A 17,308-nucleotide genomic window follows, 5' to 3' on the forward strand; every position below is an offset into this window, starting at 1 on the left:
GGCGTTTGTTGGAATCGTCTGCCTACGGGTATCAGGGCAAAAGCGTCTGGTATAAAGCCTGGTATAAAAAAGGAGAGCCGAAGCTCTCCTGTAGATGGATATGTCAGGCGGCACTGGTTACAGCTTGAAGGTGCCCACCATATCGTCCAGGCGCTGCGACAGAGCGCGAAGCTCCTGGCTGGCCGTGGCCAGCTCCGCGGCGGTTTCTGCGGTGCGCTGGGTCGTGTCGTTGATCTCTTCAATGTTGCAGTTGATGTCGTTGACCACGGTCGACTGCTCCTCAGTGGCCGTTGCGACCTGGGTATTCATGTCCGAAATCAGGGTGATCCGCTCGGCAATTGAGATCAGGGCGCCGGAGGCTTCGTCGGCAGAGGAAACGCCGTCCGAGGTGAGCTGGCGGCTTTGCATCATGGCATTGACTGCGTTGCCGGCTTCTTCCTGCAGGCGGTTGATCATATTCTGGATCTCGTCGGTGGAATCGGCGGTGCGGCTGGCCAGGTTGCGCACTTCATCAGCCACCACCGCAAAGCCACGGCCTTGCTCACCGGCCCGCGCGGCTTCAATGGCGGCGTTGAGCGCCAGCAGGTTGGTCTGCTCGGAAATACCGCGGATCACGTCCAGAATACTGCCAATCGCCTGGGTGTTATTGGCCAGTGATTCGATCACATCACTGACCTGGGCCACATCCTGCGCCAACTGGTTGATATTGTCACGGGCCTGGCCGACAACCTGCTGACCGCTCTGGGTTTCGGCGTCGGCATTATGCGCTGCTTCGGCGGCCTGAGCGGCATTGCCGGCAATTTCGCTGACCGTGGCGCCCATCTGGTTGATGGCGGTGACGACCTGGATGGTGCGATCCCGCTGGCTGTGGCTGTTATCCAACGTCAGCTGGGCCTGAGATGCCACAGATTCCGACGCGCTGCGCAGCGCGAGGCCGGTATCAGCCACTTCCCGGACCGAGCGATGAATTTTACCGATAAAGCTGTTGAAGCCGGTAGAGAGGCGGGCAATTTCATCTTTGCCTTCCACTTCAATCCGGCGGCGCAGATCGCCTTCTCCTTCACCCAGATCGTTAAAGACGTTGGCCAGCTGCTCAATCGGGCGGGTGATACTGGTGCCGAGCCAGATTGCCAGCAGCGCAAAGATGGCGGCAACCCCCAGGGTGAGCAGCATGATTTGGTTGCGGGCCTGGTTCAGGCCGGCGAAGGCTTCTTCTTTGGGCAGCTCAGCCACCACGTACCAGTCCATCGATGGGATATAGCTGGTGGCCAGCAGGCGATCCTGGCCTTCAATGTGAGCCTGGGTCAGGTTGAAGTCGTTTTTGAGCAGTAGCTGGCGAGCGATATCCGGGCTGTATTCCTGGCGCAGATCCCGCTGTCCCATTTTCTGTGAATCTTTGTGTAGCCGGATCATGCCCTCGGCATCGGTCAGGTAGACATAACCGCTTTGCTCGAGCCGGAACTGGTTGATAAATTCGACCATCTCATCCATAGAGCGGGACAAGCCGGCCATGCCACGGCCATGAAGCTGCTGGTAGTTGATGAACAGTTTGACCTCCCCGCTTGCTTCGCGAAACACATTAAGCATATGGGCGTTGCCACTGGCCGTAAAGTTATAGAACCAGCTGTCCTGTTGCCGGTTGAGCTGGCGCAGGAAGCCATTCTGGTTCCAGTAGCGGCCTGACTGGCGGTCGGCAATGGAGGCGTCCAGCAGCTGGTATTGCGCTTTAACCTGATTCAGCTGGCTTACCAGTAAGGCTTCCTGCTGTAGTGATAGTGCGCCGCTGAGCAACTCGGTGGCGAGGCGGTTGGACGCTAATTGTTGTGCAGCGGATTGTAATACTGACACTTCTTTGTCAATGTGGTTGCGTATCTGCATTAAGGTTGCAGGAAGTTCGCTGTTGAGCAGGCGGTGTTCAACCACCTGGCGTGCTTGCTGCTGGCTGAGGATCCCGACCAGGGCCGTTGAGGCCAGTACGGCGAAAATCATCGCCATGATCAGTTTCTGTTTTATGGTTAACTGGTTGAACTTCATAGTGCTTAACCCGCTTATAGCTAATCGGTATAGTAAGAACGAGCCTGTCGTCCACGGATAAAGTTGCTAATGACCCAACAACAGCCATCAGATCTAAATCTCTCTTCGGTTATATATCTGCCGTTCCGTTACATTTCTTTAGTGATCCTGCTCCCACTAATTGCAATCTCCTGCGCTTTTTCAGCTGCTGCTGACGAGCGACCCAAGGTCGGGGTGGTGCTCGGTGGGGGCGGGGCCAAAGGGGCGGCGCATATCGGGGTGCTGAAAGCATTAGAAGAGATGCATATCCCGGTGGATTACATTGTCGGTACCAGTATGGGGGCCTATGTTGGCGGGCTTTATGCTACCGGGATGAGCGCCGAAGAAATTGAGGCGCTGATGACCTCGGTCGATTGGGCAAGCGGCTATGAAGATCGGGTCAAGCGCAGTGAGCGCCGGGTGCGGGAAAAGCAGCAGGAAGACAGGTTCCAGGTGAACAGTGAGATCGGCTTTGAGTTCTGGAAACTGAAAGTGCCGCGGGGGTTCGTGCAGGGCCAGCGGATGGGGGAGATCCTGCGATCGACTTCGGGCAACCTGCCGATGATGCGCTGTTTTGATGATCTGGCGATCCCGTATCGGGCGGTGGCCACTGATATCGAACGGCTGGAGCCGGTGGTCTTGAAGGAAGGGGATTTGGCTGAGGCGATGCAGGCCAGTATGTCGGTGCCCGGATTGCTGCCGCCGCTTGAGCTTGATGGCCGCCTGTTGGTCGACGGTGGGATCACCAACAACCTGCCGATTTCCGTGGTTCAGGAAATGGGGGCCGACATCATTATTGCGGTGGATATCAGTAATGAGTTTAAAAAACGGGATGAGCTGGAAGATTATGTCGCGGTGATGGATCAATTGACCGATTTCATGGTGCGGGATAACGCAGCGCGTCAGCTGTCGCTGCTCAAAGACAAGGATATAGTGATCCGCCCGGATATTCGTGGGATCACCACCACGGATTTTGACAAGATGCCGGAAGCATTTGCCAAAGGCTACCGCGCCACCAAGGCGTTGCAGATCAAGTTACAGCGGCTGGGCGATCCGGTCTGGTTTCAAACCTATATTGATCGCAAGCAGCGCAAGCGCCGGTCGCTCAATTACCTGGATCAATTGCGGGTCGATCAGATCAAGCTGGTCAACCTCAGTCACTATTCCGACCAGGTGTTGCTGAATCGTCTCAAGCTGGAGCCGGGCAAGGTCATTCGTTCGGAGGCGCTGGCGGAAGGGGTCAGTAACCTCTACGCCCTGGATCGGTTTGAACGGGTGGATTACCGCATTCTGCGCGAGCAGGGCGAAAATGTAGTTCAGATTGAAGTGAAGGAGAAAAGCTGGGGACCGAACTTCATCGATCTGCGCTTCGCCCTGGAAGACGATTTTCAAAACACGACCGATTATTCCATCGGTGCGGCGTTTAATGTGACCGGGCTGAGTGGGGCCGGGGCGGAGTGGCGGACCGAGCTCGAATACGGGACCAAGAAACGGATTGCGACTGAGCTGTATTTACCGTTTGTCAAAGATCAGGCCTGGTTCAGTCTGCTGCGGGCGGAGTACAAATATGCCGAGAAAAATATTACCGGTTTCGGCGAAGAGCCGAGCCTGGAAGAGATCGGTAGCTTTGTGCAAGCCACTTACACCGACACCGTGCTGGATGCATCATTTGGCTGGCAACCTGAGCTGTGGCAGGAGTTTCGTCTCGGTGCCCGCTATATCTACGGGGAAACCGAATTTCCGGAAATTTTCGGCGTCGGTACAGATATCCGCGAGAGTCGGATTGCTTATCTCAACTATAACCTCGATACCCTGGATAACTTCATCATGCCGCGTCACGGCAATTTATTTGAGGTGGAACTGGCGGCTTCTGACGATATTAATGAGTTTCTCGACCAGGAACTGACAGATGTTTCCTTTCACCTGGATGTGAAGTGGAAGGGGGCGGCCAGCTTTGGCCCGCATACGTTGATGGGCAAGGCCGAACTGGGCCGGGTCAAATCCGATGAAGATCTGCGCCTGGACCCGAAGGAACTGGGCGGCTTTCTGAACTTGTCCGGGATCCCGAAAAACAGCCTGGCGGGCAACAACAAGATTTTCTCCGCTTTGGTGTATCGCTACGATCTGCTGGAGCAGGATTTTGGCCTGTTTAACTCGACCATTTACCTGGGCAGTTCGGTGGAGTGGGGCGGGGTTTATAATGACGATGATATTTCCCTGCATGAGGCACCGCTCTATGTCGCCGGAAGCGTATTTTCCGGTTTAACTACGCCGCTGGGGCCGCTGATCCTCGCTTATGGTCAGACTGAGCAGAACAATCATGCAGTGTACCTATTTTTCGGTGGCGCATTGTGATTGCAAACGGATTGCTATCGCTCTGATTCTTTGCAAAAGAAGTGCGATGCTGGCAGGGAATATCGGCGAAAGTTCGGGCAAAATTATGCGAAAAATGTGAATGTTGTATAAAACGGGTAGATTTTAATTTTACGTTAAAAATGGTATGCTCGCTGGACGGTTTTGGTCCCTTCTGCCCAAGATGCCGTCTAAGGACAACAAGAATAGACCCGGATGCAGAAGACGATCAATTACGTCCAAGGATGTTTGGCCATCGCGGCCGAACCAACAATGAGGAATATGTCGTGCTTGAAGCCTACCGTAAACACGTCGAAGAGCGTGCTGTCGAAGGAGTTGTGCCAAAGCCGCTCGATGCCGAGCAGGTTGCCGCCCTGGTTGAACTGTTAAAGAACCCGCCGGCCGGCGAAGAAGCGTTCTTGCTGGATCTGCTGGAAAATCGTATTCCCCCGGGTGTTGATGAAGCCGCTTATGTCAAAGCTGGTTTCCTGGCCGCTGTCGCCCAAGGCGAAGCCCAGTCGCCGATTGTCTCGAAAGAAAAAGCAGCTGAGCTCCTGGGCACCATGCAAGGGGGTTATAACATTGAGCCCCTGATCGCCCTGCTGGACAATGATGCCTTGGCGCCGATTGCAGCGAAAGCCCTGTCTCATACCCTGCTGATGTTTGATGCTTTCTACGATGTGGAAGAGAAGGCGAAAGCGGGCAATGCGCATGCTAAGCAGGTGATTCAGTCCTGGGCTGATGCCGAGTGGTTCCTGAAAAAGAACCCTGTGCCAGAAAAAGTTACCCTAACCGTATTTAAAGTCACCGGTGAAACCAACACCGATGATTTGTCTCCGGCCCCGGATGCTTGGTCTCGCCCGGATATTCCATTGCACGCCCTGGCAATGCTGAAAAACGAACGTGACGGCATTGAGCCGGATCAGCCAGGCGTGGTTGGCCCAATCAAGCAGCTGGAAGCGTTGAAAGCGAAAGGCCATCAGTTGGTTTACGTCGGTGATGTGGTCGGAACCGGCTCTTCCCGTAAGTCAGCAACCAACTCCGTGCTGTGGTTTATGGGGGATGATATCCCTTATGTACCGAACAAACGCGCCGGCGGTTACTGCCTGGGCGGCAAAATTGCCCCAATCTTCTTCAACACCATGGAAGATGCCGGTGCCTTGCCGATTGAGCTGGATGTGTCCAAGCTCAACATGGGTGACGTGATTGACCTGTACCCGATTGAAGGCAAGGTTTGTAAGCACGGCACCGACGAAGTGCTGTCGACCTTCAAGCTCAAAACTGACGTCCTGTATGATGAAGTGCGTGCCGGTGGCCGGATCCCGCTGATCATTGGTCGTGGCCTGACAGACAAGGCGCGCGAAAGCCTGGGGCTGGAGCCGTCTGATGTCTTCCGCCGTCCGCAGCCAGTCGCAGACTCAGGTAAAGGCTTCAGCCTGGCCCAGAAGATGGTTGGTAAAGCGTGTGGTGTTGAAGGGATCCGTCCGGGCACTTACTGCGAGCCGAAAATGACCACTGTGGGTTCTCAGGACACCACCGGGCCAATGACCCGTGATGAGCTGAAAGATCTGGCCTGTCTGGGCTTCTCTGCCGAGCTGACCATGCAGTCATTCTGTCACACCTCTGCTTATCCGAAGCCGGTTGATGTGGTCACGCACCACACCCTGCCTGATTTCATCATGAACCGTGGCGGGGTTGCCCTGCGTCCGGGAGATGGCGTGATCCACTCTTGGCTGAACCGCATGCTGCTGCCGGATACTGTAGGTACCGGGGGTGACTCTCACACCCGTTTCCCGCTGGGGATTTCGTTCCCGGCTGGCTCTGGTCTGGTGGCCTTTGCTGCCGCGACCGGTGTGATGCCACTGGATATGCCGGAATCGATCCTGGTGCGCTTCAAAGGCGAGATGCAGCCGGGGATCACCCTGCGTGATCTGGTTCATGCAATCCCTTATTTCGCGATCCAGCAAGGTCTGCTGACAGTTGAGAAATCGGGTAAGATCAATGAATTCTCCGGTCGGATCCTGGAAATCGAAGGGGTAGAGCACCTGACGGTTGAGCAGGCATTTGAGCTGTCCGATGCTTCTGCTGAGCGTTCAGCAGCCGGTTGTACCGTCAAGCTGTCGCAAGAGTCGGTTGCAGAGTACCTGGAGTCGAACATTGTGATGCTCAAGTGGATGATTGCCGAAGGCTATGGCGATCGCCGCACCATTGAGCGTCGGATCTCCGCGATGGAAGCCTGGCTGGCGAATCCTGAGCTGATGGAAGCGGATAAAGACGCCGATTATGCCCATGTGATTGAAATCGATCTGGCAGAGATCAAAGAGCCAATCCTGTGTGCGCCGAACGATCCGGATGATGCCCGCCTGCTGTCTGAAGTTCAGGGAACCGAGATCGATGAAGTCTTTATCGGCTCATGCATGACCAACATCGGTCACTTCCGTGCTGCCGGTAAGCTGCTGGAGAAATTCGGTGGCCAGCTCGATACCCGTCTGTGGGTCGCGCCGCCAACCAAGATGGACCGTGATCAGCTGACCGAAGAAGGTTACTACGGTATCTTCGGCCGTGCCGGGGTGCGGATTGAAACCCCGGGATGTTCGCTGTGTATGGGGAACCAGGCGCGGGTGGCAGACAAGGCAACTGTGATGTCGACCTCGACCCGCAACTTCCCGAACCGTTTGGGGACGGGCGCGAATGTCTACCTTTCCTCTGCCGAGCTGGCCGCAGTGGGGGCGATTCTGGGCCGGATCCCGACGATGGATGAGTACATGGAGTATGCCAAGCAGATCAATGCGACGGCAGCAGATACTTACCGTTATCTGAATTTCCACCGTATGGACGCTTACACCAAGAAAGCCGATGAGGTAATTGTTCAGACTGCGGTCTGATATCATCTGATTGAATCGGATCAGGACAGGGGAAGCCGGATGGCTTCCCTTTTTTATAGCCGTGTGTTTTATAGCCTTGTTTTTTGTCTTCGTTTGCCGGCGATGTCGTCAGCGGGCGTGTTGCAGCTGGATGAGCGCGGCAACGTTGCGTGCGGTGGCTTCGACGTTGGCTGCGGCTTCGGCCAGGGCTTGTTCCAATGGCATAGCTCCGGGCACTACGCTAAAGACGGCATCAATACCATGCTGGTGGACCACCGCGGCGTCCGGTGCGACACTGCCGGCGATTGCAATCACCGGTCGTTGGTATTGCTTGGCGACCCGTGCGACGCCGATCGGGGTTTTGCCGTGAATACTCTGGCGGTCGATCCGCCCTTCGCCGGTGATCACCCAGTCGGCATCCTGAACAGCTTCGGCCAGTCCGGCAGCTTCGGCGACCATGTCAATTCCCGGCCGCAGGCTGGCATCCAGTAATCCCAGCAGCGCAGCGCCTAGTCCGCCGGCCGCCCCGGCGCCTGGTGTGTTCAGGACTTCCCGCCCCAGTTGCTGGTGGATCAGCGCGGCATAGTGCGCCAGATTGGCATCAAGCTGTCGGACCATCGCCGATGTCGCGCCTTTCTGCGGGCCGAAGATTTGCGAAGCGCCGGTAGGTCCGCAAAGCGGATTGTCGACATCACAGGCCACTTCCAGCTTGACACGGGCCAGGCGCGGGTCGAGGTTGCGCATATCCAGGGTGGCAAGGTTCGCCAGGGCTGCACCGCCTCGGCCGATATCCTTGCCATGCCGGTCAAGCAGACGACCCCCAAGGGCCTGGGCCATGCCGATCCCACCGTCATTGGTGGCGCTGCCGCCGATCCCGAGAATGATGTGCCCGGCCCCGTGATCCAAAGCTGCCTTGATCAGCTCGCCGGTGCCGAACGAGGTAGTATGTAGCGGATTGCGCTGTGCCTGTGGTACCAGATGCAGGCCAGACGCTGCCGCCATTTCGATGACCGCGGTGATGCCGTCGCCCAGCAGGCCGAAAAACCCCTGCACGGGTGTGCCGAGCGGTCCGGTAACCGTGGTGTCGATCCGGGTGCCGCCCGTTGCATCAATCAGGGATTGCGCCGTGCCTTCACCGCCGTCCGCCATCGGCAGCTTGATATAGTCGGCCTCTGGCAGGACTTGGCGAAAACCGGCTTCAATGGCTGTGGCCACTTCCATCGCGGTCAGGCTCTCTTTGTACGAGTCCGGTGCTATGACGACTTTCATGTTTTCTATCCTTTGATGAAGGGCTCGCATGGGGTGTTGAGCAGCCGGTGATGAGCTTGGTAAGTTGCAATTTTGCGTCAGATCCTGACAATGTGCGCTCTTTACCTGCAATCGCCTGAGACGCGCATGTTGTGTCCGGGTAATTTTTATTATATCAAGCCTGTGGCTGAGGGCGGAACCGGGCCGGGCAGTATTCACGACCCTCGGAGATAGCGATGGATTACGAGTTCAAAAAAAATACCCTGGACGGCAGTTATCACGCCGTTTTTTCAATGGGGCATGAAGCGCTGGGTCGCTGGTTAATTGAGGAAGTCGGCCGGGATCTGAACATGATCGAACAGGTGCTGGCTCAGATTGGTGCATTGAAATGCAGCTCCCGTGAGTGGCGTCTGGTCGGGGAGGAGCTGACGCTGAGCCTGCAGGACAATGAAGCGCTGGTCCAGGCTAACTATTTGTTCTCTGAAGATGAGACTGAGCTTGATGACGACATGCATTTTTACGACGAAGAATGCATGGCGTTGTGTGGTTTCGAGGATTTTGAACAGATGCTGCAAGCCTGGCGCACTTTTGTGACCCGGTATTAGCCATACAGCTCCGCCGGGCTAAAAATTGCTTCTTTTCAGTGAAAGGGCTGCACCCCAGTGGTGCAGCCCTTTTTCTGTTTGGTGAGCTTTTTTGTTAAAGCATTGATAAAAAACAAAATAAAAAACTGGCACAAAGCTTGTTACTTCATCTGTGTGAGAGGAATGGCGATTACAGGTTAAGGAGCAGGCAATGAAAATAATTAACGCAATTATCAAACCCTTTAAATTGGATGATGTTCGCGAAGCATTGGCGGATGTCGGTGTTGAGGGGATGACCGTGTCTGAGGTCAAGGGATTTGGCCGCCAGAAAGGGCATACCGAGCTGTACCGGGGTGCTGAATATCAAGTCGATTTCCTGCCGAAGGTCAAGCTGGAAATCGCCACCCAGGCCGACAACCTGGATGCCATTGTAGAAGCGATCACCAAGGCGGCGCAAACCGGCAAAATTGGTGACGGGAAGATTTTTGTGTACGACCTCGATCATGCGGTACGGATCCGTACCGGCGAAACCGATCTGGAAGCATTATAAGCATCGAGTAAGAAGGGGATAATGACCATGGAACTAACAACAACCGTAACAGAGCTGCGTTATGCGCTCGATACATTCTTTTTCCTGATGTCAGGCGCATTGGTAATGTGGATGGCGGCCGGGTTTGCCATGCTGGAAGCTGGGCTGGTCCGCTCGAAAAACACCACTGAGATCCTGACCAAAAACTTTTGCCTGTACGCCATTGCCTGCACTATGTACCTGATTGTGGGCTACAACATTATGTATGTTGATAATGGTGAAGGCGGTTGGCTGCCGTCGTTTGGTGCCTTGATCGGCAGCCAGGCGGATGGCGCGGATCACTCGCTGGAATCTGATTTCTTCTTCCAGGTGGTGTTCGTGGCAACGGCGATGTCCGTGGTCTCCGGCGCCGTGGCCGAGCGGATGAAACTGTGGTCCTTTCTGATTTTCTCTGTCGTTCTGACCGCCTTCATCTATCCGGTGGAAGGCTACTGGACCTGGGGCGGGGGCTTCCTGTCAGAAGCGGGATTTAGCGACTTTGCCGGCTCCGGGATTGTCCATATGGCAGGCGCTGCAGCTGCGCTGGCCGGGGTGCTGCTACTCGGTGCCCGAAAAGGAAAATACGGTAAGCACGGTGAGATTCATCCCATCCCGGGCTCGAATATGCCGCTGGCAACCCTGGGGACCTTCATCCTGTGGTTCGGCTGGTTTGGCTTTAACGGCGGCTCACAGCTGATGGTATCTGATTTCGAAAATGCCACCGCAGTGGGACAAATTTTCCTCAACACCAATGCTGCTGCGGCGGCCGGTGCGATTGCTGCCCTGGCCGTCTGTAAGACAACCTGGGGCAAAGCGGATTTAACCATGGTTCTGAACGGTGCGCTGGCCGGCCTGGTTGCCATCACGGCCGATCCGCTGTCACCATCACCGTTGTCGGCAGTCGTGATTGGTGTTGTCGCCGGTGCGCTGGTGGTCTTTAGCATCATTGGTCTGGATAAAGTGAAAGTTGATGATCCGGTGGGGGCGATTTCGGTACATGGTGTGTGCGGCTTCTTTGGCCTGATGGTGGTGCCGCTGAATAACGCGGATGCGACGTTTGGTGCCCAGCTGCTCGGTGCCGTGGTCATCTTCGGCTGGGTGTTTGCCATGAGCTTGGCAGTCTGGGCCATTCTCAAAGCAACGGTCGGGATCCGGGTCTCGGAAGAAGAAGAGATGGCGGGAATGGATGTGCATGACTGTGGGATTGATGCCTATCCTGAGTTTGTCAGCGTGAAGTAATGACAGGCTGCGAGGGAGAAAGTGAGGATGCTGAACTGCTATTGATAGTTTTGATTTTTAGTGAAATCATTTACATACATACAGATCACAATTCGCGAAAAATGCCGCTGGAAATAGCGGCATTTTTGTGTTGATTTGTTTCAGCGCATTGTTTCTAAGCCTTGCTAACGTATAATCAATCGCTATTGATAAAACTTATCATTAGATTTTTCAATTGAGGGATGAATACATGAAAAAGCTGTTGGCATCGGCAATTCTTTTCGGTCTGGCTGCTCCGCAAGCAGCGCTGGCTGCTGAAGAAGTCAATGTTTACTCGTACCGCCAGCCTTTCCTGGTTGAGCCAATGTTTAAAGAGTTCACCAAAGAGACCGGCATCAAGGTGAATGTAAAGTTCGCCAAAAAAGGCCTGGCAGAGAAACTGCAGCAAGAAGGCGAGTACAGCCCGGCTGACGTGATCCTGACCACGGATATCAGCCGTCTGGTTGAACTGTCTGACAAGAAACTGGTTCAGGCCGTTGACAGCAAAGTGCTCGACGAGAATGTACCGGCACAGTACCGTGATTCAGATGAAGAGTGGTTTGCACTGACCCTACGTACCCGTAGCGTGTATTCTTCCCGTGACCGTGTTGGTCGTCTGCCTGCTGACTTCGACTACATGGATCTGGCCAACCCTGAGTGGAAAGGTAAGATTTGTACCCGTTCCGGTAAGCACCCGTACAACATCTCGCTGGTTTCTGCCATGATTGCTAACCACGGCGAAGCCGAAGCCAAGCAGTGGCTGGAAGGCGTGAAAGCGAACCTGGCGCGTAAGCCGCAGGGGAATGATCGTGCGCAGGTGAAAGCGGTGAAGGAAGGCCTGTGTGATCTGGCCATCGGGAACAGCTACTACCTGGGTAAGATGGTCAACGACGAGAAACAGAAGTCTTGGGCTGAAGCCGTTTACATCAACTTCCCGGGTCAGAAAGACAACGGCACCCACGTGAATGTCAGCGGTATGGCTATGGCCAAGTACGCGCCAAACAAAGCCAATGCTCAGAAGCTGATGGAGTTCCTGACCGGCGATAAAGCGCAGCATATGTATGCTGAAGTGAACTACGAGTACCCGGTGAAAACCGGCGTTGAGCGCTCGGCGTTGGTGGCCTCTTGGGGTGACTTCCGTGCCGATAAGGTATCACTGGAAAAAGTGGCAGATTACCACAGCACAGCGATTAAACTGCTGGATGAAGTGAAGTTTGACCTGTAAGTAAGATAAAAATGGGGCGTATTGCCCCATTTTTATTTGAGGCTTAGTATCTTTTCCAATAACTTATGGTACTTTCATCCTCTTTTCGTGCGGGGATGCGAATGAGACGTCGCAAGCGGTTGTCACGGCACCATAACTTGATTGCAAAAGGTATTATAAGTTCGCAATGAAAGAGAAATTTTTGTGTTGGCAAACCAGTGGCTGGGGGCTGTCTCTGCTGCTGGTTTTGCCGATTGTTGCCATTTTCTATACCGCGGCCGGCGAGTCCGACGAGGTGTTTTCCCATTTGATGGGGACAGTGATGGCAACCTATACCAGCAACACTTTCTGGCTCGTGGTGACCACCCTGGTACTGGCGTTGCTGTTTGGCTTACCCGCCGCCTGGGTGATGGCCATGTGCCGGCTGCCGGGTGAGAAGGTGCTGCAGTGGGCGTTGGTCCTGCCGCTGGCGATGCCGGGCTATATCATCGGCTATATCTATACCGACTGGTTTGACTATGCCGGTCCGATCCAAATTTTCCTCCGTGACTTTTTTGGCTGGCACAGCGTGCATGATTACTGGTTTCCGGATATTCGCTCGCTGGGCGGTGCCAGCATGGTGCTGGCATTGGTCCTGTATCCCTATATCTACCTGCTGGCTCGCGCCGCTTTTCTGGAGCAGAGTACCAGCTTGCTCCAGTCCGCACGTTTGCTGCGTTGCACGCCCTGGGAGAGTTTTCGCCGGGTGTCACTGCCGCTGGCCCGCCCATCGATTGCGGTTGGTTTGTCGCTGGTGGCGATGGAAACCCTGGGGGATTTCGGGACCGTCAGCTACTTTGCCGTTAATACCTTGACCACGGCGGTCTATGATACCTGGCTGGGTTACTCGAACCTCAATGCCGCGGCCAAGATTTCTGCCATCATGCTGGTGGCGATTTTCCTGTTGATCAGTGCCGAGCGCTTTAGTCGCCGCAAGCAGAAGCTGTTCCAGCAGGAGCTGGCGCATGGCGATGACGTGCGTTATACACTCAGCGGTGCCCGCAAGTGGCTGGCGCTGATCTGGTGCTGGGGCCTGGTGGCCTGTGCTTTTCTGTTCCCGCTGATGCAGCTGGGGTATTATGCTTGGCATTATTTTGCCGAGAGCTGGACGCCAGAGTTCCGGGCTTACAGCTTCAACAGTTTGCAGGTGTCACTGACGGCAGCGGTGCTGGCGGTGGTGTTGGCGCTGATCGTCAACTTCTACCGCCGCCTGGACGGGCGACGGATGACGCTGGTGCCGATCCGGATCTCCTCACTGGGCTATGCCGTGCCGGGGACCGTGCTGGCGATTGGGGTGATGATCCCGCTGACCCAGGCCGATCACCTGCTCAATGATCTGGCAAAGTCCCTGGAGCTGTCACCCCCCGGGCTGGTGTTTTCCGGCACTATGGTTGCGATTATTTTTGCGTTTGTGGTGCGGTTTTCCGCGGTGGCGATTGGCAGTATTGAAAGTAGTCTGGCCAAGGTGTCGCCATCACTGGATATGGCAGCCAAAACCATGGGCTATGCTTCAACCCGGATGTTGCGGCGGGTACATTTGCCGTTGATCCGCCGGGGCTGCCTGATTGCTGGTCTGCTGGTGTTTATCGAGTCGATGAAAGAGCTCAACGCTGCTTTGCTGCTCAGGCCGTTTAATTTCGAGACCCTGGCAACCTACGTCTTTAACTTTGCTTCCGATGAGCAGCTGGAGCTGGCCGCCCTGCCGGCTATCTTACTGGTGCTGGTCGGGCTGGTCCCACTGGTGATGGTGAACCGATCTTTGGAGAAAAAACACTGATGAGTCATGCATTATCCATTCGCAATCTGACATGTCGCTATCAGGGACAGGCGGTGTTACAGAACCTCTCGCTGCCGGTTGAAGACAATGAGATCGTTTGCTTGCTGGGTGCCAGCGGCTGCGGAAAAACCACCTTGCTCAAGGCCATTGCCGGCTTGCTGCCGCTGGAGCAGGGGGAGATCCATATTCACGGCCGGACCATTGCCGATCAGCACACCTGGCTGCCGCCGGAAAAGCGCAATATCGGGATGATTTTCCAGGACTATGCCCTGTTCCCACACCTGACAGTGGCTGAAAATATCGCTTTTGGCCTGCGGGGATGGGATAAGCCCAGGATCGCCCGCAAAGTGCAGGATATGCTGGCGCTGGTGCGCCTGGACGGACTGGATACGCGCTATCCACATCAGCTCTCGGGCGGGCAGCAACAACGGGTTGCAATTGCCCGGGCGCTGGCCAGCGAGCCGGATTTGATCCTGCTCGATGAGCCGTTTTCGAACATTGATACTCAGGTTCGCCATGGGCTAATTAAAGAGATCCGACGTATTTTTAAAGCCCAGGGTGTGACGGCCATTTTCGTCACCCACAGCCGGGAAGAGGCGTTTGCGTTTGCTGATCGGATGGCGGTGATGAATCAGGGTGTGATCGAGCAGTTCGGCACTGCCACCGAGCTCTACTACCGGCCGAGCAGCCGCTTTGTGGCAGAGTTCCTCGGCTCGGGGTCCTACCTGCCGGCCACGGTGCAGCACAATAATCTGATGACCCCACTGGGGACCATGAATCTGGAGTCGGCATCATCGCTGGCTTCTGATACCAGTGTTGAGTGGCTGATCCGGCCGCAGAACCTCAAGGTCAAACCGGCCGATGACGGGGAAGGCGTGATCACCGAGCAGCTGTTTATGGGCGATAGTTGCCGCTATACGGTGGATTTGAAAGGCTATCACCTGGTGGTGAACTCCAACCTGATTCTGCAGACGGGCCAGCGAGTGGAAGTGGCCGTGGAGCCGCATGATCCTGTCGTGTTTGCAGCGGCCAGTTAAAGATCGGGTACCTGTACGAATCAGGCCAGCAATTGCTGGCCTGTTTTGATCTTACCGGGTGTACTGAATATTAATTGCCGAGCAGGGAGGCGATATGCAATTCGGCCTGCTCGCGCATCACGTCCTGCTCCGGATTGATATTGCTTTGCAGGTACAGCACGTAACAGATGCCGTGGAGTTGCCAGGCCAGCGCTTCGGCACTGCGTGAATTGTCAATTTCCTGGTTGCTGATAGCCTGGGCAAACATTTCGACAATGCGCTCGTGGTTGGTTTTGTTGCTGCCTACAAATTGCGGCCAGATTTCATCGCGAACCGAAGTGCTCCACTCATACCAGACTTTTAGCCAGTCCTGCTGTTCGATCACGGCCTCGATTAAATGGTCCGTGAAACTCGTCAGACGAGGGTAGAGTGGGCGGCTATCTGCGCCCAGGCAGTCGCTCAGCACTTGGCTGAAGCGGTTTTCGACCTGGTTCAGTACTTGCTCGACCAGCGCTTCCCGAGTGGGGAAGTAGTTAAACACAGTCGCGACAGAGACATTGGCCATTTCGGCAATGTCGGCATGTCCGGCCCGGCCGATACCGCGACGGGCAAAGACTTCCAGGGAAAAATCCAGCAGTTGCTGTTTTCGCTTTTCCGGTGAAAGACGAGTTCTGGTTTTTTTGACGATCGTATCCATTTTCGCTTATTCCCTAGCCATGATCATGGTGCGTGAAGTTATATAGTTGTTTTAAATGATAACTTTACAATAGCGGGTGGTTGCAATCAAACTAGTTTTATACAAACTGTATCATATAATTGACAACTTTGAAAAATAACTATTGTCGGTGAGGGATGTTAGAATAGAGATCCGTTGAAAAAGTTAGCCGACAGGCGGCCGTTGTCGCTGTCCTGATGGAGAAAAAAATGAAGCATACCGTTGAAGTAATGATTTCTGAGCAGGATGTTCAGGCACGTATTCAAGAGCTGGGGCAACAAATCACTGAGCATTACAAGGATTCAGAAAATCTGGTGATGGTAGGTTTGTTGCGTGGCTCGTTCGTCTTTATGGCTGATCTGGCGCGTGCCATTGACCTGACGCATGAAGTCGACTTCATGACCGCCTCAAGCTACGGCAATACCATGGAAAGTAGCCGTGATGTCCGGATCCTTAAAGATCTGGATGATGACATCAAAGGAAAAGATGTGCTGCTGGTGGAAGATATTATCGATACCGGGAACACCCTGAACAAGGTATGCGAGATCCTGTCGCTGCGCGAGCCGAACTCGATTCGTATCTGTACCTTGCTGGACAAGCCGGAGCGCCGTGAAGTGAAAGTGGATGTCGCCTGGATTGGCTTTACTATCCCGGACGAGTTCGTGGTCGGTGTCGGCATCGATTATGCCCAGAAATACCGCCACTTGCCGTACATCGGCAAAGTGATCCCACTGGAAGGCTAATCGGCCGGCCGATGCAAAAAAGCGACCAGCCGGTCGCTTTTTTCGTTGTTGGGGAGGGCCGGTGCCGGCTTAAACTTTCGCCCCCGGTAAAATGGTGGCCATGGCATTGGCGTAGGCTTCTTCCAGGCCTTCGCGGCTAGTCGCGGCAACGCCCAGATCACGCAGCACACCATCTTCGATCCCGTACACCCAGCCGTGGATCTTGATCTGCTGACCCCGTTCCCAGGCTTGCTGCATAATGGTGGAGTTGCCCAGGTTATAGACCTGGGTCGCGACGTTGATTTCACAGAGTTTGTCGCTCCACTGCTCGCGCGGCAGGGTTTCCAGTTCGGTGCGGTGCTTGAGGTATAAATCGCGGATGTGCAGTAACCAGTTGTTGATCAGGCCGAGCTGCGGGTTGTCAATCGATGCAGCAACCCCGCCGCAACCGTAGTGACCACAGACAATGACGTGGCGAACTTTGAGGACGTCGACTGCATACTGGACCACGGAAAGGCAATTTAAGTCGGTATGGATCACCTGGTTGGCGACGTTGCGGTGCACGAAGAGCTCGCCGGAGTCCAACCCGGTCAGTCGCTCTGCCGGAACCCGGCTGTCGGCACAGCCGATCCACAGGTACTCCGGATGCTGGGCTTTGGCCAGGTGGGAGAAAAACTCTGGCTTTTCTTCCTTAATGTTCTCTGACCAGGAAAGATTATTTGCAAAGAGCTGCTTAATATCTGCCATGTTGGTGCCTTAGTTTGATACAGTCGTTATCCCGATAGGAATCACCCATTTACATAACCCTCTTGTGATAGCCCGCCATGCAGGGAAGCGCAAAGCGCTATGTAAATCGGCTTTACTATACACAAGCGAGTCAATTATCAAATCGGATTAGTTGTCCGCTAGG

At 54.9% G+C, this 17,308-nt stretch carries 13 protein-coding genes; 9 read left to right on the plus strand and 4 right to left on the minus strand.

The features are described from left to right. Positions 1 to 117 precede the first annotated feature (117 nt). Positions 118 to 2,034, minus strand: coding sequence for a methyl-accepting chemotaxis protein (locus NNL38_RS01915; RefSeq protein WP_255389348.1), 1,917 nt, complete (start codon positions 2,032 to 2,034; stop codon positions 118 to 120). Positions 2,035 to 2,103: 69 nt separating this feature from the next. Here NNL38_RS01915 and NNL38_RS01920 point away from each other — a divergent pair, with 69 nt between their 5' ends. Beyond that, on the plus strand, positions 2,104 to 4,407 hold the full coding sequence (locus tag NNL38_RS01920; RefSeq protein WP_255389349.1) for a patatin-like phospholipase family protein: 2,304 nt from the start codon (positions 2,104 to 2,106) through the stop codon (positions 4,405 to 4,407). A 284-nt stretch (positions 4,408 to 4,691) separates the two neighbouring features. Then, positions 4,692 to 7,289, plus strand: coding sequence for a bifunctional aconitate hydratase 2/2-methylisocitrate dehydratase (acnB, locus tag NNL38_RS01925; protein WP_255389350.1), 2,598 nt, complete (start codon positions 4,692 to 4,694; stop codon positions 7,287 to 7,289). 108 nt (positions 7,290 to 7,397) lie between these two features. Here the strand turns inward: acnB and NNL38_RS01930 are convergent, their stop codons facing one another. Next, entirely contained in the window at positions 7,398 to 8,537 is a 1,140-nt protein-coding gene (locus NNL38_RS01930; RefSeq protein WP_255389352.1) for a glycerate kinase, read from the minus strand. Between the two features lie 215 nt (positions 8,538 to 8,752). On the opposite strand from NNL38_RS01930, the gene NNL38_RS01935 reads away from it, so the two are divergent. The 6 genes from NNL38_RS01935 to NNL38_RS01960 all read left to right on the plus strand — a co-directional run bounded on the left by NNL38_RS01935 (position 8,753) and on the right by NNL38_RS01960 (position 14,982). Further along, on the plus strand, positions 8,753 to 9,121 hold the full coding sequence (locus NNL38_RS01935) for a YacL family protein (protein WP_255389353.1): 369 nt from the start codon (positions 8,753 to 8,755) through the stop codon (positions 9,119 to 9,121). Positions 9,122 to 9,311: 190 nt separating this feature from the next. Further along, positions 9,312 to 9,650 (plus strand): P-II family nitrogen regulator, encoded by a 339-nt coding sequence (locus tag NNL38_RS01940; protein WP_255389354.1) that lies wholly within the window; start codon positions 9,312 to 9,314, stop codon positions 9,648 to 9,650. 27 nt (positions 9,651 to 9,677) lie between these two features. Beyond that, the gene (locus NNL38_RS01945) at positions 9,678 to 10,907 is read left to right on the plus strand and encodes an ammonium transporter (protein WP_255389355.1); all 1,230 of its coding nucleotides are present in this window, start codon (positions 9,678 to 9,680) and stop codon (positions 10,905 to 10,907) included. 229 nt (positions 10,908 to 11,136) lie between these two features. Next, a complete protein-coding gene (locus NNL38_RS01950) occupies positions 11,137 to 12,150 on the plus strand; it encodes a Fe(3+) ABC transporter substrate-binding protein (RefSeq protein ID WP_255389356.1) in 1,014 nt (337 codons plus the stop codon). 166 nt (positions 12,151 to 12,316) lie between these two features. Next, entirely contained in the window at positions 12,317 to 13,945 is a 1,629-nt protein-coding gene (locus tag NNL38_RS01955) for an ABC transporter permease (RefSeq protein ID WP_255389357.1), read from the plus strand. Then, positions 13,945 to 14,982: an ABC transporter ATP-binding protein gene (locus NNL38_RS01960; RefSeq protein ID WP_255389358.1), complete on the plus strand. Its 1,038-nt coding sequence runs from the start codon at positions 13,945 to 13,947 to the stop codon at positions 14,980 to 14,982. The genes NNL38_RS01955 and NNL38_RS01960 overlap by 1 nt, the downstream gene beginning before the upstream one ends. 70 nt (positions 14,983 to 15,052) lie before the next feature. On the opposite strand, the gene NNL38_RS01965 is transcribed toward NNL38_RS01960, so the two are convergent. Continuing rightward, complete coding sequence (locus NNL38_RS01965; RefSeq protein WP_255389359.1) at positions 15,053 to 15,658, minus strand: TetR/AcrR family transcriptional regulator; 606 nt, start codon at positions 15,656 to 15,658, stop codon at positions 15,053 to 15,055. Between the two features lie 227 nt (positions 15,659 to 15,885). Here NNL38_RS01965 and hpt point away from each other — a divergent pair, with 227 nt between their 5' ends. Further along, a complete protein-coding gene (gene hpt, locus NNL38_RS01970; RefSeq protein ID WP_369414568.1) occupies positions 15,886 to 16,419 on the plus strand; it encodes a hypoxanthine phosphoribosyltransferase in 534 nt (177 codons plus the stop codon). A gap of 69 nt (positions 16,420 to 16,488) precedes the next feature. Here the strand turns inward: hpt and can are convergent, their stop codons facing one another. Continuing rightward, positions 16,489 to 17,145: a carbonate dehydratase gene (gene can, locus NNL38_RS01975; protein ID WP_255389362.1), complete on the minus strand. Its 657-nt coding sequence runs from the start codon at positions 17,143 to 17,145 to the stop codon at positions 16,489 to 16,491. Between the last annotated feature and the right edge of the window lie 163 nt (positions 17,146 to 17,308).

The organism is Photobacterium atrarenae (genome assembly GCF_024380015.1).
Classification (GTDB): domain Bacteria; phylum Pseudomonadota; class Gammaproteobacteria; order Enterobacterales; family Vibrionaceae; genus Photobacterium; species Photobacterium atrarenae.